This window comes from Mycobacterium sp. MOTT36Y, from assembly GCF_000262165.1.
Classification (GTDB): Bacteria; Actinomycetota; Actinomycetes; order Mycobacteriales; family Mycobacteriaceae; genus Mycobacterium; species Mycobacterium intracellulare.
Genome location: NC_017904.1, coordinates 3,484,481 through 3,503,401, shown reverse-complemented (window position 1 = coordinate 3,503,401; position 18,921 = coordinate 3,484,481). Strand labels below are relative to the sequence as shown.

Genomic DNA, 18,921 nt, shown 5'->3' with positions numbered 1-18,921 from the left:
CGCGCGTCGCGTACGGTGCCTCTAGCACTACCGCAGGAGGCGCAGATGACCGGGCACGTTTCTTTCGGACCGCCGCCGCAAACGGTTCCGGTCCTTCCCGCCTACATTCCGGTGGACGTCGACATGACGATGATCAAGGCCCAGGTCGCCGCCACCGGGGTCAGCGCGCCACCGGCGGCCATGCCCGGTTTGCTCGAGGTGGTCAACCAGGCGCACGGCGACGGCATCAACCTCAAGATCGTGCTGCTCGACCACAACCCCCCGAACGACACCCCGCTGCGCGACATCTCGACCGTGGTCGGCGCCGACTACCACGACGCCACCGTCCTGACGCTGAGCCCGAGTTACGTCGGCAGCTACAGCACGCAGTTCCCGCGCGTCACCCTCGAGGCCGGCGAGGACATCGCCAAGACGGGCAACCCGGTGGTCTCGGCGCAACATTTCCTGCACGAGCTCGACACGCCCGAGTTTCCCTGGACCGGCCTGACGATCTTCCTGTTGATCGCGGTCTTCGCCGCGGCCGTCGGCACCCGATTGCTGCAGGTGCGCGGCGAGCGCTCAGCAACCTCGGACGGGTCGGCGACCGCTGAGGACGCCGAGGCCAACACCGGGTCCTGACGACTCGCGGCTAATTCGGCAAACGGGCCAGGTCACCGTTCGGTCACATTAAACGCACGTAGAGAGTGCGATTTCGGTGGAGCGTTTGCACGCCCACCTGTGTGACGTACGGTGCAAATGATGCTGGTGTTGTCTTTGGCGCCTTACGAGAATGCTGTGGCCGGCGCCGCCCGTCGCGTCGAGCCGTAGGAGACCTAGTCGAATGAGACGCACACGCTGGGGGTCTTCCGCGCGACCGACCGCAAGATTGCTCCGGCCCGTCGTGCCATCGGTGTTGAGCGTGGCCCTCTTGGTGTGCACCCCGGGACTGGCGGAGGCTGACCCCGCAGCCGACAATCTCGCGGCACTGATCGCGAACGTCGCCAAGGCCAACCAGCGCCTGCAGAATCTGAGCGCCGAAATTCAGACCGAACAGGAAAGCGTCAACAAGGCCCTCGTCGATGTGGAGACCGCCCGGGACAACGTGGCCACCGCCCAACACGATCTGGAGACCAGCCAGCAGGCGGTCAAGGACGCCAACGCGGCGATCGCCGGGGCGCAGCAGCGCTTCAACACGTTCGCCGCGGCCGCCTATATGAACGGACCGTCGAGCAGCTACCTGACCGCCAGCAGCCCCGACGACATCATCGCCACCGAGGCCGCCGCCAAGAGCCTGACCGCCAGTTCGCAGACCGTGATGGCCAAGCTGCAGCAGGCCCGCACCGAGCAGCTGAACAAGGAATCGGCGGCGCGGCTGGCCAAGCAGAACGCCGACAAGGCCGCCGCCGACGCCAAGTCCAGCCAGGATGCCGCCGTGGCGGCGCTGACCAATTCCCGGCAGAAGTTCGACGAGCAGCGCGAGGACATGATCCGGCTGGCCGCCGAGCGGAACCAGGCGCAGGCCAAGCTCGAGGCGGCCAAGCGTGAGGCCGCCGCCCGGCAAGGGTCGGGCGGCTCCCCGGCGTCGGGCGATCGCTGGGAGACGGGAACGCCCGGCGGAGCGGCGCCGTCGTCCGGGGCCCGCCAGTGGGACGGCGCCTGGGACCCCACGCTGCCGATGGTCCCGAGCGCCAACATCCCCGGCGACCCGATCGCGGTGATCAACCAGGTGCTGGGCATCTCGGCCACCTCGACACAGGTCACCGCCGGTCTCGGCCGCAACTTCCTGCAGCAGCTGGGCATCCTCAAGCCCGACGACACCGGCATCACCAACGCGGCGCCGGGCGGGGTCGGGGGGCGCATTCCCCGGGTGTACGGCCGGCAGGCCACCGAGTACGTGATCCGGCGCGGCATGTCGCAGATCGGTGTGCCCTACTCCTGGGGCGGCGGCAACGCGGCCGGCCCGAGCAAGGGGATCGACTCCGGGGCCGGCATCACCGGTTTCGACTGTTCGGGCCTGGTCCTGTACTCGTTCGCCGGGGTGGGCATCAAGCTGCCCCACTACTCGGGCTCGCAGTACAACCTCGGCCGCAAGATCCCGTCCTCGCAGATGCGCCGCGGCGACGTCATCTTCTACGGCCCGGGCGGCAGCCAGCACGTGACGATCTACCTCGGTGACGGGCAGATGCTCGAGGCTCCCGACATCGGGTTGAAGGTTCGCGTCGCCCCGGTGCGCACCAGCGGCATGACCCCCTACGTGGTCCGATACATCGAATGGTGATCCAGTGAGAACTGAACGGGAAGTCATGCGCCGCAAGCGATTCCGTCTCATCAACTTCGCCTGGATCACCACCGTGGTGACCGGGCTGATGCTTTCTGTGGCCGGTCCGGCTCCGGTGGCCGCGGCCGATCCGGGCGCGTGGGATCCCACCCTGCCGGCCCAGATCAGCGCCGGCGCCCCGGGCGATCCGCTCGCCGTCGCCAATGCCTCGCTGCAGGCCACCGCCCAGGCCACCCAGACCACGTTCAATTTGGGCAAGCAGTTTTTGGGCGGGCTCGGCATCAACATCGGCGGCGATCCCGCTCCCAGCGCGGCCACCCCCTCCAACCCCGGCGGCAAGATCCCACGGGTCTACGGGCGGCAGGCCATCGAGTACGTGATCAAGCGCATGGGGTCGCAGATGGGCGTGCCCTACTCCTGGGGCGGCGGCTCGCTGGACGGCCCCAGCAAGGGCGTCGGCGACGGGGCCAACATCACCGGCTTCGACTGCTCGGGGTTGATGCGCTACGGCTTCGCCGGGGTCGGCGTGCTGATCCCGCGGTTCTCGGGTGACCAGTACAACGCCGGGCGCCACATCCCGCCGGATCAGGCCAGGCGCGGCGACCTGATCTTCTACGGCCCGAACGGCGGCCAGCACGTCACCATGTACCTGGGCAACGGCCAGATGCTGGAGGCCTCCGGCAGCGCCGGGAAGGTTACGGTCAGTCCGGTTCGTAAGCCGGGGATGACGCCGTTCCTGACCAGGATCATCGAGTACTGATCGCGGGGGCCGGCGACCCATCGGCCGGGCGAGCGTCGACGGGGACCGGCAGGCCTGGAATAGTTGGACGAGGGCACGTCGCTGCCCGGCAGTCGTGTCCGATTGAGCGTGGAGGGTTCTTGATGACAGCAGCAGGTGGGCCGCCGCCAGGCGCCAGTGGTTACTCGGGCCCGGGCGGGCAAGCAGGTTCGCCGGCTCACGAAGCGCCGACGGGTGGGGGCAACGGACTGGCCGCCGAGGTCCAGACCCTCGAGCGCGCCATCTTCGAAGTCAAACGCATCATCGTCGGCCAGGACCAGCTGGTGGAGCGGATGCTGGTCGGCCTGCTGTCCAGGGGCCACGTGCTGCTCGAGGGTGTGCCGGGCGTCGCCAAGACGCTGGCCGTCGAGACGTTCGCGCGGGTGGTCGGCGGGACGTTCGCGCGCATCCAGTTCACCCCCGACCTGGTGCCCACCGACATCATCGGTACCCGCATCTACCGGCAGGGCAAGGAGGAGTTCGACACCGAGCTCGGCCCGGTGGTGGTCAACTTCCTGCTCGCCGACGAGATCAACCGCGCGCCCGCCAAGGTGCAGTCGGCGCTGCTGGAGGTCATGCAGGAACGCCACGTCTCGATCGGCGGCAAGACCTTCCCGCTGCCCAACCCGTTCCTGGTGATGGCCACCCAGAACCCGATCGAGCACGAGGGTGTGTATCCGCTGCCCGAGGCGCAGCGCGACCGCTTCCTGTTCAAGATCAACGTCGGCTATCCGTCGCCGGAAGAGGAGCGCGAGATCATCTACCGGATGGGCGTGCGCCCGCCGGAGCCCAAGCAGATCCTCAACACCGGCGACCTGTTGCGACTGCAGGACATCGCCGCCAACGTCTTCGTGCACCACGCGCTGGTGGACTATGTGGTGCGCGTCGTGACCGCCACCCGTCATCCGGAACAGCTCGGCATGAACGACGTCAAGACGTGGATCTCGTTCGGTGCGTCGCCGCGCGCCTCGCTGGGCATCATCGCCGCCTCCCGGTCGCTGGCGCTGGTCCGCGGCCGCGACTACGTGATTCCGCAAGATGTCGTGGACGTCATTCCCGACGTCCTGCGGCACCGGCTCGTGCTCACCTACGACGCGCTGGCCGACGAGATCTCGCCGGAGATCGTCATCAACCGGGTGCTGCAGACGGTCGCCCTGCCTCAGGTGAATGCCGTTCCGCAGCAAGGGCATTCGGTGGCCCCGGTGATGCAACCCGCCGGCGCGGCCAGCGGTCGGTGACCGGGGCCAAGGGGCGGTCGGCTGTCCATCCCCCGTCGATGCAGCGCGGGCAGATCGATGACCCGAAGCTGTCGGCGGCGCTGCGCACCCTCGAGCTCACCGTCAAACGCAAGCTCGACGGTGTGCTGCACGGTGATCACCTCGGGCTGATCCCGGGCCCGGGCTCCGAGCCGGGGGAGTCGCGCGAGTATCAGCCCGGTGACGACGTCCGCCGCATGGACTGGGCCGTCACCGCGCGCACCACCCACCCCCACGTTCGGCAGATGATCGCCGACCGCGAGCTGGAAACCTGGTTGGTGGTGGACATGTCGGCCAGCCTGGACTTCGGCACCACGGTGTGCGAGAAGCGCGACCTGGCGGTGGCGGCCGCGGCCGCGATCACCTTCCTCAACAGCGGCGGCGGCAACCGGCTCGGCGCGATCGTGTCCACCGGCGCGAACATCACCCGGGTGCCCGCCCGCTCCGGCCGCCAGCATGAGCAGACGCTGTTGCGCACCATCGCCACCACGCCGCGCGCGCCGGTCGGGGTACGCGGCGACCTGGCGACGGCGATCGACGCGCTGCGCCGCCCGGAACGCCGGCGCGGTATGGCGGTGATCATCAGCGACTTCCTCGGGCCGATCAACTGGATGCGCCCGCTGCGCGCGGTCGCCGCCCGGCACGAGGTGCTGGCCATCGAGGTGCTCGACCCCCGCGACGTCGAACTGCCCGACATCGGCGACGTGGTACTGCAGGACGCCGAGTCCGGGGTCACCCGCGAGTTCACCATCGACGCGCAGCTGCGCGACGACTTCGCCAAGGCCGCCGCGGCGCACCGCGCCGACGTGGCGCGCACCATCCGCAGTTGCGGGGCCCCGGTCCTGACGCTGCGTACCGACCGCGACTGGATCGCCGACATCGTGCGGTTCGTGGAATCCCGCCGGCGCGGGGCATTGGCGGGGCGCCAGTGACTCGCATATGAGCCTGCCGCTCCTGGGCCCGATGTCGTTGTCGGGCTTCGAACATTCGTGGTTCTTCCTGTTCCTGTTGGTCGTCTTCGGCCTGGCCGCGCTCTACATCCTGATGCAGTTGGCGCGGCAGCGGCGCATGCTGCGGTTCGCCAACATGGAGCTGCTGGAAAGCGTTGCGCCCAAACGGCCTTCGACGTGGCGGCATGTGCCGGCCATCCTGCTGGTCGCGTCGCTGGTGCTGTTCACGATCGCGATGGCGGGCCCGACGAACGACGTCCGCATTCCCCGCAACCGCGCGGTGGTGATGCTGGTGATCGACGTGTCGCAGTCGATGCGCGCCACCGACGTGCAACCCAACCGGATGGCGGCGGCCCAGGAGGCGGCCAAGCAGTTCGCCGACGAGCTCACCCCGGGCATCAACCTGGGACTGATCGCGTATGCGGGGACCGCGACGGTGTTGGTGTCGCCGACGACCAATCGGGACTCGACCAAGGCCGCGCTGGACAAGCTGCAGTTTGCCGACCGCACCGCCACCGGGGAGGGCATCTTCACCGCCCTGCAGGCCATCGCGACGGTCGGCGCGGTGATCGGCGGCGGCGACAAGCCGCCGCCGGCGCGCATCGTGTTGTTCTCCGACGGCAAGGAGACGATGCCGACCAACCCCGACAACCCGAAGGGCGCCTTCACCGCCGCGCGCACCGCCAAGGACCAGGGCGTGCCGATCTCGACGATCTCGTTCGGCACCCCCTACGGCTTCGTCGAGATCAACGACCAGCGCCAGCCGGTACCGGTCGACGACGAAACGCTCAAGAAGGTGGCCCAGCTCTCGGGCGGAAACGCTTACAACGCAGCGTCTTTGCAGGAGCTGAAGGCCGTCTACGCAACCCTGCAACAGCAGATCGGCTACGAGACGATCAAGGGCGACGCGAGCGTGGGCTGGGTGCGGCTGGGCGCGCTGGTGTTGGCGTTGGCGGCGCTGGCGGCGCTGCTGATCAACCGCCGCCTGCCGACTTGAGTCTTCGCCGTCCCCCTGAGCCCGCTTGTAACGCCACGGCGGGATTCCGCGCTCAAAGTCAAGTGGCTAATGCATTTTTGTTAGGCGGCTTGGTCGAGGAGGGCGGCCAGGCGTTGGGCGGGGGTGTCGAGGTCAAGGGTTGGGCGCGGTCGTCGGTTGAGGGTGTCTTGGATGCGTTTGAGGTCTGCTGGGGTGTAACCGCTGAGGTCGCTGCCCTTTTCGAACCAGAAGCGCAGGAGGCGGTTGGTGTTTTCGTTGGTGCCGCGTTGCCAGGGCGAGTGCGGATTGCAGAAATAGACCGGGGTGTTGAGTTGCAGGTGAATGTCGCGCCAGCGGGCCATTTCGCTGCCACGGTCCCAGGTGATTGATCGACGAAGGTGTTCGGGTAACTGGCGCATCGCTTCGATCATCGCGCCGGCCACCGTCTCGGCGGTGTGATCGCCGGGCAAATGCAGCAGCATCGTAAAGCGGGTGGACCGCTCGACCAGGGTGCCGATGGCGCTGTTGGGGCCGACGATCAGATCACCTTCCCAGTGGCCGGGCACCGCGCGGTCGGCGGCCTCGGCGGGCCGGTCGCTGATGGTGAACACATCGTGGAATTTCCCCCGCCGTTCGGTGTGGTCCCGGGATTTGCGGGCCGCGCGTTTCGTCGACAAACGCTTACTCAGGTCGGCGCGCAGTTGACCACGAGTTTGGACGTAGAGGCACTGGTAGATGGTTTCGTGGCTCACCCGTGCCAGCCTGTCATCGGGGTGATCGCGCGCCAAGACATCGGCGATCAGTTTGGGACTCCATCCCTGATCCATCCAGTCCTCTATGGCCTCGCATAGCGCGCGGTCTTGGAGTTTGAATGCTTTGGGACGCTTGGCTTTCTTGGCGGCGCGGGCATGGGCAAGACCAGCGTGGTAATCCCCGTCGGGATTGCGATTGCGTTTGAGCTCACGGGAGATGACGCTGGCGTCGCGGTCGAGCTCGTCGGCGATCTCGACCTGGGTGAGGCCCTTGTCCAGACCCCGCATAATCACCAGGCGTTCATCGAAACTGAGCCGGTGTCCCCGCGCGCCCGGCCGGGTCAGATCACCTGGTTCGGCAAGGCCGGTATCAGAGCCCGTACCACTTCGTAATTGCATTGATCCAGCGTCATGCCACCAGCTCCATCCGGTCTGGATCGACACACCGACCTGACGGCCGGCTTCACGCAATGATTCCCCTGCACACACCCGATCAAAGAACTCTCGCCGCATCGAACGCGGATAAGCAACTGACACCTGCAACCTCCTCAAACGTGGAAATTGCATTGACCGTATGAATCTGCCCGCGAAATCCCGCCGTGGCGTTACGAGCGCGATCCGGTGTCGGTGTGACTCAGCACACTCTCGTCATGACCGACCCGCTCCTCGGCAGCGAAGCCCTGGCCGCGCGACTGATGTCGCGGCATGAGCTGCGGAGTCGTTACGTCGCCCTGCATCGCGACGTGTACCTGCCGAGGGATGCCGAACTGACGGCGATGCTGCGGGCCAAGGCGTGCTGGCTGCGATCGCGCCGAAGGGGCGTCCTGGCGGGCTTCTCGGCCTCCGCCATGCATGGCGCTCGGTGGATCGACCCGTCCCGACCCGCCGAGATCATCGATACCAATCGACGTCCGGCCCCGGGCGCACACGTCTGGGAGGAACGCATCGAACCGGACGAGATCACCGTCGTCGAGCAGATGCGCATCACCACGCCGGCGCGCACCGCGCTTGACTTGGCACGTCGTCATCCCAGAGACATCGCGGTCGCCGCGATCGATGCGCTGGTGCAAGCGACGGAGCTGAAGATGGCCGACGTCGAGGTGCTCACGGACCGCTACCGCAGCCGCCACGGCGTGAGGGCCGCCAGGGCGGTTCTCGAACTGGTCGACGGCGGGGCTCAGTCCCCGAAGGAAACGTGGCTGCGTCTGTTGTTGATCGATGCCGGCTTCCCGCGGCCGCAGACACAGATCGCCATACGCAACGAATGGGGTTGGGCCGAGGCGTATTTGGACATGGGGTGGGAGGACATCAAGGTCGCGGTCGAGTATGACGGCGACCACCATCGGTCCCTGCGCACCCAATACGCCAAGGACATCGGCCGACTCGAGATGCTCGAGCGTTACGGCTGGATCGTCGTCCGCGTCATCGCCGAGCACCATCCCTCCGACATCATTCGCCGGGTGCGCGACGCCCGAAGCCGCCGCTTGTAACGCCAGGGCGAAAAATCGCGCGGCAGATTCATACGGTCAATGCAATTTCCACGTTTGAGGAGGTTGCAGGTGTCAGTTGCTTATCCGCGTTCGATGCGGCGAGAGTTCTTTGATCGGGTGTGTGCAGGGGAATCATTGCGTGAAGCCGGCCGTCAGGTCGGTGTGTCGATCCAGACCGGATGGAGCTGGTGGCATGACGCTGGATCAATGCAATTACGAAGTGGTACGGGCTCTGATACCGGCCTTGCCGAACCAGGTGATCTGACCCGGCCGGGCGCGCGGGGACACCGGCTCAGTTTCGATGAACGCCTGGTGATTATGCGGGGTCTGGACAAGGGCCTCACCCAGGTCGAGATCGCCGACGAGCTCGACCGCGACGCCAGCGTCATCTCCCGTGAGCTCAAACGCAATCGCAATCCCGACGGGGATTACCACGCTGGTCTTGCCCATGCCCGCGCCGCCAAGAAAGCCAAGCGTCCCAAAGCATTCAAACTCCAAGACCGCGCGCTATGCGAGGCCATAGAGGACTGGATGGATCAGGGATGGAGTCCCAAACTGATCGCCGATGTCTTGGCGCGCGATCACCCCGATGACAGGCTGGCACGGGTGAGCCACGAAACCATCTACCAGTGCCTCTACGTCCAAACTCGTGGTCAACTGCGCGCCGACCTGAGTAAGCGTTTGTCGACGAAACGCGCGGCCCGCAAATCCCGGGACCACACCGAACGGCGGGGGAAATTCCACGATGTGTTCACCATCAGCGACCGGCCCGCCGAGGCCGCCGACCGCGCGGTGCCCGGCCACTGGGAAGGTGATCTGATCGTCGGCCCCAACAGCGCCATCGGCACCCTGGTCGAGCGGTCCACCCGCTTTACGATGCTGCTGCATTTGCCCGGCGATCACACCGCCGAGACGGTGGCCGGCGCGATGATCGAAGCGATGCGCCAGTTACCCGAACACCTTCGTCGATCAATCACCTGGGACCGTGGCAGCGAAATGGCCCGCTGGCGCGACATTCACCTGCAACTCAACACCCCGGTCTATTTCTGCAATCCGCACTCGCCCTGGCAACGCGGCACCAACGAAAACACCAACCGCCTCCTGCGCTTCTGGTTCGAAAAGGGCAGCGACCTCAGCGGTTACACCCCAGCAGACCTCAAACGCATCCAAGACACCCTCAACCGACGACCGCGCCCAACCCTTGACCTCGACACCCCCGCCCAACGCCTGGCCGCCCTCCTCGACCAAGCCGCCTAACAAAAATGCATTAGCCACTTGACTTTGAGGCGCGATTTTTCGCCCTGGCGTTACGGCCGCGTGGTGAAACGGGGGAGGTTTCGGCCAGCGTGAGCCGAGGCGATAGGTTGACGGGGTGACTGACACGGCCACCGAGAACACCACCGAAAGTGCTGCCGACTACGGCAGACCCGCATTCGTAGCCCGCTCGGTCCTGGTTACCGGAGGAAACCGGGGGATCGGTCTGGCGATCGCGCAGCGGCTGGCCGCCGACGGCCACAAGGTGGCGGTCACGCACCGGGGATCCGGGGCGCCCGAGGGGTTGTTCGGCGTCGTGTGCGACGTCACCGACAACGAGGCCATCGACCGCGCGTTCAAGGAGGTCGAGGAGCACCAGGGCCCGGTTGAGGTGCTGGTGTCCAATGCCGGCATATCCAAGGACGCATTCCTCATCCGGATGACTGAGGAGCGGTTCGAGGAGGTCATCAACGCCAACCTCACCGGGGCGTTCCGGGTGACCCAGCGCGCCGCGCGCAGCATGCAGAAAAAGCGGTTCGGCCGCATCATCTACATCGGCTCGGTCTCCGGCAGCTGGGGCATCGGCAACCAGTCCAACTACGCGGCCGCCAAGGCCGGCCTGATCGGCATGGCCCGCTCGATCTCCCGCGAGCTGTCCAAGGCCAACGTGACCGCGAATGTGGTGGCGCCGGGCTACATCGACACCGAGATGACCCGTGCCCTCGACGAGCGGATCCAGGCGGGTGCGCTGGACTTCATCCCGGCCAAGCGGGTCGGCACCGCCGCCGAGGTCGCCGGGGTGGTCAGCTTCCTGGCATCCGAGGACGCCAGCTACATCGCCGGCGCGGTCATCCCGGTGGACGGCGGCATGGGCATGGGCCACTGACTTCAAATACGACATACGGACACTAAGGACGGACATGGCTGGACTGCTCGACGGCAAACGGATCCTGATCTCGGGGATCATCACCGATTCGTCGATCGCGTTTCACATCGCCAAGGCGGCCCAGGAGGCCGGGGCGCAGTTGGTGCTGACCGGTTTTGACCGGTTGCGCCTGATTCAGCGCATCGCCGACCGGCTTCCGGAGAAGGCGCCGCTGATCGAGCTCGACGTGCAGAACGAGGAGCACCTGGACTCGCTGGCCGAGCGGGTGACGGCCGAGATCGGCGACGGCAACAAGCTCGACGGCGTGGTGCACTCGATCGGGTTCATGCCGCAGACGGGGATGGGCATCAACCCGTTCTTCGACGCGCCGTACGAGGACGTCTCGAAAGGCATTCACATCTCGGCGTATTCGTACGCCTCGCTGGCCAAGGCGACGCTGCCGATCATGAACCCCGGCGGTTCGATCGTCGGCATGGACTTCGACCCGAGCCGCGCGATGCCGGCGTACAACTGGATGACGGTCGCCAAGAGCGCGCTGGAATCGGTCAACCGGTTTGTGGCGCGCGAGGCGGGTAAGTTCGGCGTCCGCTCCAATCTCGTTGCCGCGGGCCCGATCCGGACCCTGGCGATGAGCGCGATCGTCGGCGGTGCGCTGGGCGAAGAGGCCGGCGCCCAGATGCAGCTGCTGGAGGAGGGTTGGGACCAGCGCGCCCCGATCGGCTGGAACATGAAGGACCCGACACCGGTCGCCAAGACGGTGTGCGCGCTGCTGTCGGACTGGCTGCCGGCGACGACGGGGACCATCATCTACGCCGACGGTGGCGCCAGCACGCAATTGCTTTAGGGCCTAATGGAATTCGACGCCGTCCTGCTGCTGTCCTTCGGTGGGCCGGAAGGCCCCGAGCAGGTGCGGCCGTTCTTGGAGAACGTCACCCGGGGTCGCAACGTGCCGCCGGAACGCCTCGACCACGTCGCCGAGCACTACCTGCATTTCGGCGGGGTGTCACCGATCAACCGGATCAACCTGGCGCTGATCGAGCAGTTGCGCGCCGAACTGACCGACCGCGGCCTGGACATCCCGGTCTATTTCGGCAACCGCAACTGGGAGCCCTACGTCGAAGACACCGTCGCAACCATGCGCGACAACGGGATTCGCCGAGCGGCGGTGTTCACCACCTCGGCGTGGAGCGGCTATTCCAGCTGCACACAATACGTCGAGGACATCGCTCGGGCGCGACGCGCCGCCGGGCCGGACGCACCCGAATTGGTCAAGCTGCGGCCGTATTTCGACCACCCGCTTTTTGTCGAGCTGTTCGCCCGGGCGATCACCGACGCGGCCGAGACGGTTCCCGGCGCGCGCCTGGTGTTCACCGCGCATTCGATCCCGGTGGCCGCCGACGAGCGGCTGGGCCCGCGGCTGTACAGCCGGCAAGTCGCCTACGCCGCAAGCCTTGTGGCGGCCGCCGCCGGATACGGCGATTACGACCTGGTATGGCAGTCGCGGTCGGGGCCGCCGCAGGTTCCGTGGCTTGAGCCCGACGTCGCCGACCACGTGGCGGCCCTGGCGGAGGCGGGCACGACGGCCGTCGTCGTCTGCCCGATCGGTTTTGTGGCCGACCACATCGAGGTGGTGTGGGACCTCGACCACGAGTTGGCGGGACAGGCCGAGGCCGCGGGGATAGTCATGGTGCGGGCGTCAACGCCCAACGCCCACCCGCGTTTTGCGCAACTGGCCGTCGACCTGATCGACGAATTGCGCCACGGCCGGGCGCCCGAACGCGTGACTGGTCCCGACCCGGTGCCCGGCTGCCTCGCCAGCGTCGACGGCGCGCCATGCGAGCCGCCGCACTGTGCGGCCCGCTATCAGGACTAGTCCGCCCAGGCCGAATGCAGGATCGCGGTCACGGCGGCCATCCGCGCCGAACGCACCACGGCGGTCAGCGGTCGCAGCGCGTCGCTGGCGATGCGGGCCTCCGACGACGACTGCGTGCCCAGCGGTTCGAGGCCGGCGGCGATGGGCGCGGCGAAACGGTCCGGTGAGTCGGACCGGCTCAGCCCCGCGCTGACCGCGATGATGGCGTCGACGTGCGCGGCGTTCTCCAGCACCCGCAGCGCGCGCGACGGCGCGTGATCCGGAATGCGGTGTTGCCGTGCGGATTCCAGCAATTGTTCGACCAGTCCCCGCGGATCGTCGACGTCGGCCGCGGCCGAGCCCAGCCCGATGGTGCCCAGCGCGTCGGCGGCCGAGCGCACGGCGGACCGCAGGGTGTATTCGGCGTCGCCCAGCTCGTAGTGGTCGAGTATCGGGGCGCCGGGCAGCGAGTACACGGTCCACGTCAGCGTGCACAGTTCGGCCAGGCCGGTCTCGTAGTCGTCGGGCGTGTCGTCGTCGTCCTGATAGGAGAATTCGGGGACCAGGCCGACGGCGGTGGCGGGGGTGTGGGGGTTGGCGATGATGATCGCCTCGCCGGCGGACAGCGCGTCCCGCTCGAACTGTGTTCCCGGGGCCAGGCCGCGCACATCGCCGGGTACCGGCAAAACCATGTTGATGGTCCCGCGCATCAGGGGAGGCGCCCCCCGCGTCGACGTGGGGCGGCCCACCGCGGCGCGCAGAGTCTGCAGCAGCGTGACCGTCCCGGCGTCGTTGACATCGGGCCACGGCAGCCCGGTATGACCCGCCGCCACGGCATCATACGCGGTCACCGATTGCTTTGGCGCCCAAACGGATAACGCGTCCAGGACGTCGTCGGGCGCGGCCTTACCCGCGAGCCAGGCATTGGCCCACAGGGACAACGAAACACTGGGACACCACACCAGACGCAGTGTAGTTGTTTTGCCCCGCACAGGCGGATCACGCGTATCCTTGCCGCATGCACGCCGCGCTGCTTTGGCTAATATTCGCGCTGGTGCTGGCCGGTGCGGAGGCGCTCACAGGCCATATGTTTTTGGTGATGCTCGGCGGGGGCGCGCTGGCCGCGGCGCTCACGAGTTGGTTGCTGGATTCGCCGGTCTGGGTGGACGGCGCGGTGTTCCTGGTCGTGTCGGTGCTGCTGCTGGTGGTGGTGCGTCCGCCGCTGCGGCGCCGGCTGACGCCGAACGTGCCGCGGTTGGGAATCGAAGCGCTGGAGGGCAAAACCGCGCTGGTGCTCGAGCGCGTGGCCCGCGACAACGGTCAGGTGAAGCTCGACGGCCAGGTGTGGACCGCGCGTCCGCTCGACGAGAACGACGTCTACGAACCGGGCGAGCCGGTGACCGTGATGCAGATCGACGGCGCCACCGCGGTGGTCTTCAAGGCCGGCCTGTAGGGCTGCGAGAACGGCTGCGAAAGAAAGGAACTCCGATGCAAGGTGCGGTTACTGGTCTGGTGCTGCTGGCGGTGCTGGTGATTTTCGCCATCGTCGTGGTGGCCAAGTCGGTGGCCCTGATACCGCAGGCCGAGGCCGCGGTGATCGAACGGCTGGGCCGCTACAGCCGCACCGTCAGCGGGCAACTCACCCTGCTGGTGCCGTTCATCGACCGCATCCGGGCCCGGGTGGACCTGCGTGAGCGGGTGGTCTCGTTCCCGCCGCAGCCGGTGATCACCGAGGACAACCTGACCCTCAACATCGACACCGTCGTCTACTTCCAGGTCACGGTTCCCCAGGCGGCCGTCTACGAGATCAGCAACTACATCGTCGGCGTCGAGCAGCTCACCACCACCACGCTGCGCAACGTGGTCGGCGGCATGACGCTGGAGCAGACCCTGACATCGCGCGACCAGATCAACGGGCAGCTGCGCGGCGTGCTCGACGAGGCCACCAACCGCTGGGGCCTGCGGGTCGCGCGGGTCGAGTTGCGCAGCATCGACCCGCCGCCGTCGATCCAGGCGTCGATGGAAAAGCAGATGAAGGCCGACCGCGAGAAGCGGGCGATGATCCTGACCGCCGAAGGTATGCGCGAGGCGGCCATCAAGGAGGCCGAGGGCCAGAAGCAGGCGCAGATCCTGGCCGCCGAGGGCGCCAAGCAGGCGGCGATCCTGGGCGCCGAGGCCGACCGGCAGTCCCGGATGCTGCGCGCCCAGGGTGAGCGCGCCGCCGCCTACCTGCAGGCGCAGGGGCAGGCCAAGGCCATCGAGAAGACGTTCGCCGCGATCAAGGCGGGCCGGCCCACCCCTGAGATGCTCGCCTACCAGTACCTGCAGACGCTGCCGGAGATGGCCCGCGGCGACGCCAACAAGGTGTGGGTGGTGCCCAGCGACTTCAGCGCGGCGCTGCAGGGATTCACCAAACTCCTGGGCACCCCGGGCCAGGACGGGGTGTTCCGCTTCCAGCCCTCGCCGGTCGAGGACGCGCCCAAGCACAGCGCCGACGACGACGCCGACGTCGCGGACTGGTTCTCCACCGAAACCGACCCCGCGATCGCCCAGGCGGTGGCCAAGGCGGAGGCGATCGCCCGTCAGCCGGCGGAAGGCCCGGGCGAGCTGACTCAATAGGATTGCGGGATGAGTGCGTTGACTTCCCCCAAGACCTATGCGGCGCTTGGCGCCTTCCACGCCGTCGACGCGGTACTGTGCGGCGTCCAGGTGGCCCCGATCAAGAAGGTGCTGGATGACGTGGGCCTGCCGGAGAACGTTCGGCCCGTGTTGCCGGTGGTCAAGGCGGCCGCCGCGGTCGGCCTGCTGTCGGTCACCCGTTTCCCCGTCCTGGCGAGGGTGACGACGGCGATGCTGACGCTGTATTTCGTGGTGGCGGTCGGCGCGCACGTCCGGGTGCGCGACAAGGTCGTCAACGGTCTTCCGGCCGCGCTGTTTTTGGCCCTGTTCGCCGCGATGACGGTCAAGGGCCCGGACCGGGGTTAGTCCAGCTTCAACTCGACCAGCGGCAGCGGGGTATTCGTGTCGGTGATCGGCGCGCCGAGCGTGTCCTCGAGCACCGGGCGCATCCGCTCCCACGTTTTGGGGTGGCGGCTTCGATAGTCGGCCAGCGTGCGGTCGGCCTCGTGTTGGTCGAGGACGCGCGCGGCGGCGGGCCTGGGCGCGTGGCTGCCGGCGTAGACCCGTACTCGAGGGTTGGCCGCAATGTTGCGGAACCACTGGGCTTTTCGGCCAAATCCGGAGGCCACGACGTAGGTGTCGGGGGACGGGTGGTCGATGACCTCCAGCACCGCGTGGCGCGGCGCTCCGGATTTGCGGCCGATGTGTTCGAGCAACAGGATGCGCGAACCGAACAGCGCGCCCGCACGGGCCTTGTAGATCCAGATCGGTGCGCGCATCAGGTGGTGCGACCGCAGCAGCCGTGCGGCGAGTTTGGCGGGGAGCGGAGACGATTGATCTCGTGACACGCTCCCCATCCTGCACTCAGGGGCGCGGCGCGGGGGACGGTGGCGGCGGGGGCGGCGTCGGGAGACCCTCGTGCGGCGGTCCCGGCCAGGCGCCGTGCGGCGGTTCCAGCGGGCCCGGCGGGCCGGGCGGGCCGGGCTGGCCGGGCGGGCTGGGCGGCGGCGCAAATCCGAACCCTCCCGGACCGGCCATCGGCGGCGGGGGCGCATGGAACAGCATCGGCGGGGGCCCGGGTGGTGGCGGCGGGCCGGGCGGACCGACGCTGACGATCCAGGCGAAGGCGATGGCCGCGACGGTGCCGACCGCGCCCACCAGCGCTCCCGCCACCCCGGCGGCGATCACCACACCGGTGGGGTGACGGCGTCGCTCGGGCGGACGGTGGGCGGGCGGCGGATTGCTCGGCGGATTGGTGTCGATGTCGTCGTTCGTGGTCATGTCACGGACGGTAGGAGCCGGATCTGAAGTGGATCTGAAGAAACTGCGCCGAGTCCCATCCGCCACTGCCGTCACGAGCGGAAGGAAGCAGTGTTGTGCCCACCTCCGAGCGACAACGGCCGCGACGCCGCGCCGGCAGCGAGATTGTCGCTCGGAGGTGGGCACCGAACACATCGCCGACCTCTTGTGACCAACGAGGCTGCCGTGGCGGGAGAGACCGGCGTCTTCAGGTTCGTTTCAGCACCGGCGCCGACAATGGTGGTCATGACTGATTGCGTCCGCACGGCCGCGGGTCGCGGCGGTCACTTCAGCGTGGGCACACCGCGGGTGCTGGTCGTCGAAGACTCAGAGACCATCCGGGAGATGGTCAGCGAGGCGCTCGCCGATGTCGGCTATCACACCGACGCCCGCTGCGACGGCGACGGGCTGGAAGAGGTGCTCGACGGCATGCGGCCCGATCTCGTGGTGCTCGACGTGATGCTGCCGGGCCGCGACGGGTTCGCGCTCATCGATGTCATCCGCGAATGGGGCGACATCGGAATCGTCTTGATCACCGCTCGCGACGGGCTGCCGGACCGGTTGCGCGGCCTCGACGGCGGAGCCGACGACTACGTCATCAAGCCGTTCGAGTTGGCCGAGCTGGTGTCGCGGGTCGGCGCGGTGTTGCGCCGGCGCGGACGGCTGCCGCAGGTGGTTCAGGTGGGCGAAGTTGCGCTGGACCTCGGCGCCGGGGTCGCCGCGCGCGACGGCCACCGGCTCGACCTGACCGCCACCGAGCTGCGCGTGCTGGCCTTCCTCGTGGAGCAGCGGGGCCGGATCGTCTCCGCCGCCCAGATCCTGAACGGGGTGTGGGGCTACGACGCGTACGACCCCAACCTGGTGCAGGTGCACGTCAGCGGATTGCGGCGCAAGCTCGAGGCCCACGGCCCCCGGATCCTGCACACCGTTCGCGGCATCGGCTACCGGCTGCAACCCGAGCGGCCATGACGGGCGCATCGACGACGCCGACTCCGTCGCTGCAACGGCGCGTGACGCTGGTGGTGTTGGCGCTGCTGGCCGTCCTGCTAATGGTGCTCGGGGTGACCATCGACGTCACGATGGGCGTCCTCACCCGCCACAATCTGCACGACCGGCTGCTCGCCGAGACATCGCGCGCCGACGCGCTCAGCGCCGCGCACACCTCGCCCGATCGGATCGCGGCCGAACTCAACGGCGGCGGGATTCGCGGGCTCGTCGTCACCGCCGACGGCGCCGCCTACGGAGACCGCGGCATCAGCCCCGACCTGACCGCCGGGCCGGTCGAGCCACCGCCGTTTTATCCGCCTCCGCCGCCCTTTCCGCCACCGCCGCCGCCGTATGCGCCGCCCTACCCGCCACCGCCCTACCCACTCCCGCCCCCGCCCGGCCCCCCACCGGACGCCACCGCGACGGCCGTGGTGCACCCGCTGCCCGACGGCTCCCGGGTGATCCTGGTCGCTGACACCACGCAGACCACGCAGGTCACTCACCAACTGCGTGGGCTGCTGATCGCGGCGGCCCTGGTCACCTTGCTGGTCGCGGCGCTGCTGCTGATCGCGGTGAGCCGGGCGGCGCTACGGCCGCTGGATCGGCTCACCGCACTGGCCACCGCCATCACCACGGGCGACCGCGGCCGGCGCCTGCATCCCGAGCGCACCGACACCGAACTCGGCCGCGCCGCAAGCGCTTTCGACGGCATGCTGGACGCGTTGGAAACGTCCGAGCGCCGCGCCCGGCGCGCCGCCGACACCGCACAGCGCGCGGAGACGGCAACCCGGCGATTCCTCGTCGACGCTGCCCACGAGCTGCGCACCCCGATCGCCGGCATCCAGGTCGCCGCCGAGCAACTCGCACACGGCGCCTCCGAGCACCCCGACGACGGGCAGTACCGTCGCGCGGACCTGTTGCTCTCCGACGCGCGCCGGGCCGGGCGGCTCGTGTCCGACATGCTGGACCTGAGCCGCATCGACGCCGGGCTCGCGCTCGAGCGCGATGACGTCGACGTGGCCGCCGTGCTCGACGGCGAAGTCGACCGAGCCGCCATGCTGGCACCGCAGATCACGGTGCGCCGCAACGGATTACCGTCGCTGACGCTCCGGGCCGACGCGACCCGGCTGTCGCAGATCGTGTCCAACCTGCTCGACAACGCCCGCCGGTACACGCCGGCCGGCGGCGCCATCACCGTCGACCTGCGCGCCGACGACGACGTCGCGGAGGTCACCATCACCGACACCGGGCCGGGCATCCCGGACGACGAGCGGGATCGCGTCTTCGAGCGGCTGGTGCGCCTGGACGCCGGACGCGCCCGAGACCACGGCGGTGCCGGGCTCGGACTGGCGATCGCGCGGGCCCTGGCGCGCGCCCACGGCGGCGAACTCGTGTGCCTGCCCCACGAGGGCGGCGCTCAGTTCCGGCTCAGCCTGCCGATCACCGCCCGGCGATCGGAGTAGCTGAGTCGGGCCGGGTGTGGCAGACGAGTCCAGGGTTAAACAGCGACGTCTGCGATGGATTCGCTTCTGGTCCAAGGTGTTTGGCGGCCGGGGATCCCGCAC

At 68.4% G+C, this 18,921-nt stretch carries 19 protein-coding genes and 1 pseudogene; 16 read left to right on the top strand and 4 right to left on the bottom strand.

Going from position 1 to position 18,921, the window contains the following annotated elements; translation table 11 throughout:
• The first annotated feature begins 45 nt into the window (after positions 1 to 45).
• From W7S_RS15525 to W7S_RS15500, 6 genes are all read left to right on the top strand, one after another.
• Complete coding sequence (locus W7S_RS15525; RefSeq protein WP_008257976.1) at positions 46 to 618, top strand: DUF6676 family protein; 573 nt, start codon at positions 46 to 48, stop codon at positions 616 to 618.
• Between the two features lie 202 nt (positions 619 to 820).
• A complete protein-coding gene (ripA, locus tag W7S_RS15520) occupies positions 821 to 2,257 on the top strand; it encodes an NlpC/P60 family peptidoglycan endopeptidase RipA (protein WP_014711976.1) in 1,437 nt (478 codons plus the stop codon).
• A gap of 25 nt (positions 2,258 to 2,282) precedes the next feature.
• Positions 2,283 to 3,017, top strand: coding sequence for an NlpC/P60 family peptidoglycan endopeptidase RipB (ripB, locus tag W7S_RS15515; protein ID WP_008257972.1), 735 nt, complete (start codon positions 2,283 to 2,285; stop codon positions 3,015 to 3,017).
• A 122-nt stretch (positions 3,018 to 3,139) separates the two neighbouring features.
• Complete coding sequence (locus tag W7S_RS15510) at positions 3,140 to 4,273, top strand: MoxR family ATPase (protein ID WP_008257970.1); 1,134 nt, start codon at positions 3,140 to 3,142, stop codon at positions 4,271 to 4,273.
• 38 nt (positions 4,274 to 4,311) lie between these two features.
• Positions 4,312 to 5,223 (top strand): DUF58 domain-containing protein, encoded by a 912-nt coding sequence (locus tag W7S_RS15505; protein ID WP_014380439.1) that lies wholly within the window; start codon positions 4,312 to 4,314, stop codon positions 5,221 to 5,223.
• Between the two features lie 7 nt (positions 5,224 to 5,230).
• Positions 5,231 to 6,238 (top strand): VWA domain-containing protein, encoded by a 1,008-nt coding sequence (locus W7S_RS15500; RefSeq protein WP_008257965.1) that lies wholly within the window; start codon positions 5,231 to 5,233, stop codon positions 6,236 to 6,238.
• A gap of 80 nt (positions 6,239 to 6,318) precedes the next feature.
• Here W7S_RS15500 and W7S_RS15495 read toward each other — a convergent pair whose 3' ends face one another.
• Positions 6,319 to 7,512, bottom strand: coding sequence for an IS30 family transposase (locus W7S_RS15495; protein ID WP_369751691.1), 1,194 nt, complete (start codon positions 7,510 to 7,512; stop codon positions 6,319 to 6,321).
• Between the two features lie 107 nt (positions 7,513 to 7,619).
• On the opposite strand from W7S_RS15495, the gene W7S_RS15490 reads away from it, so the two are divergent.
• The 5 genes and pseudogenes from W7S_RS15490 to W7S_RS15470 form a co-directional block, all read left to right on the top strand.
• A complete protein-coding gene (locus W7S_RS15490; RefSeq protein WP_041297901.1) occupies positions 7,620 to 8,459 on the top strand; it encodes a hypothetical protein in 840 nt (279 codons plus the stop codon).
• Positions 8,460 to 8,522: 63 nt separating this feature from the next.
• On the top strand, positions 8,523 to 9,716 hold the full coding sequence (locus W7S_RS15485) for an IS30 family transposase (RefSeq protein WP_369751691.1): 1,194 nt from the start codon (positions 8,523 to 8,525) through the stop codon (positions 9,714 to 9,716).
• 115 nt (positions 9,717 to 9,831) lie between these two features.
• Entirely contained in the window at positions 9,832 to 10,599 is a 768-nt protein-coding gene (gene fabG1 / locus W7S_RS15480; protein WP_009953266.1) for a 3-oxoacyl-ACP reductase FabG1, read from the top strand.
• Between the two features lie 34 nt (positions 10,600 to 10,633).
• The gene (gene inhA / locus W7S_RS15475) at positions 10,634 to 11,443 is read left to right on the top strand and encodes an NADH-dependent enoyl-ACP reductase InhA (protein WP_014711974.1); all 810 of its coding nucleotides are present in this window, start codon (positions 10,634 to 10,636) and stop codon (positions 11,441 to 11,443) included.
• A gap of 6 nt (positions 11,444 to 11,449) precedes the next feature.
• Positions 11,450 to 12,497 (top strand): annotated as a pseudogene (locus W7S_RS15470) (ferrochelatase); the annotation flags it as partial.
• Here W7S_RS15470 and W7S_RS15465 read toward each other — a convergent pair.
• Complete coding sequence (locus W7S_RS15465; protein ID WP_014711972.1) at positions 12,469 to 13,413, bottom strand: hypothetical protein; 945 nt, start codon at positions 13,411 to 13,413, stop codon at positions 12,469 to 12,471. The pseudogene W7S_RS15470 and the gene W7S_RS15465 overlap by 29 nt on opposite strands.
• Positions 13,414 to 13,469: 56 nt before the next feature.
• On the opposite strand from W7S_RS15465, the gene W7S_RS15460 reads away from it, so the two are divergent.
• The 3 genes from W7S_RS15460 to W7S_RS15450 are packed head-to-tail and all read left to right on the top strand — an operon-like array spanning position 13,470 to position 15,436.
• The gene (locus W7S_RS15460) at positions 13,470 to 13,904 is read left to right on the top strand and encodes an NfeD family protein (protein ID WP_008257952.1); all 435 of its coding nucleotides are present in this window, start codon (positions 13,470 to 13,472) and stop codon (positions 13,902 to 13,904) included.
• Between the two features lie 35 nt (positions 13,905 to 13,939).
• Positions 13,940 to 15,070: an SPFH domain-containing protein gene (locus W7S_RS15455; protein WP_014711971.1), complete on the top strand. Its 1,131-nt coding sequence runs from the start codon at positions 13,940 to 13,942 to the stop codon at positions 15,068 to 15,070.
• Between the two features lie 9 nt (positions 15,071 to 15,079).
• Positions 15,080 to 15,436, top strand: a complete 357-nt coding sequence (locus W7S_RS15450; RefSeq protein WP_008257948.1) for a DoxX family protein — start codon at positions 15,080 to 15,082, stop codon at positions 15,434 to 15,436.
• Here the strand turns inward: W7S_RS15450 and W7S_RS15445 are convergent.
• Both W7S_RS15445 and W7S_RS15440 read right to left on the bottom strand, forming a co-directional pair.
• Positions 15,433 to 15,927 carry a nitroreductase family deazaflavin-dependent oxidoreductase gene (locus W7S_RS15445; RefSeq protein ID WP_036428986.1) on the bottom strand — a complete coding sequence of 165 codons (495 nt, stop codon included), beginning with the start codon at positions 15,925 to 15,927 and terminating at the stop codon, positions 15,433 to 15,435. The genes W7S_RS15450 and W7S_RS15445 overlap by 4 nt on opposite strands.
• Positions 15,928 to 15,934: 7 nt before the next feature.
• Complete coding sequence (locus tag W7S_RS15440; RefSeq protein WP_014711970.1) at positions 15,935 to 16,351, bottom strand: hypothetical protein; 417 nt, start codon at positions 16,349 to 16,351, stop codon at positions 15,935 to 15,937.
• Between the two features lie 255 nt (positions 16,352 to 16,606).
• Here W7S_RS15440 and W7S_RS15435 point away from each other — a divergent pair, with 255 nt between their 5' ends.
• Entirely contained in the window at positions 16,607 to 17,338 is a 732-nt protein-coding gene (locus W7S_RS15435; RefSeq protein ID WP_014385186.1) for a response regulator transcription factor, read from the top strand.
• Positions 17,335 to 18,819 carry a cell wall metabolism sensor histidine kinase WalK gene (locus tag W7S_RS15430; protein ID WP_014711969.1) on the top strand — a complete coding sequence of 495 codons (1,485 nt, stop codon included), beginning with the start codon at positions 17,335 to 17,337 and terminating at the stop codon, positions 18,817 to 18,819. The genes W7S_RS15435 and W7S_RS15430 overlap by 4 nt, the downstream gene beginning before the upstream one ends.
• Positions 18,820 to 18,921: the final 102 nt, after the last annotated feature.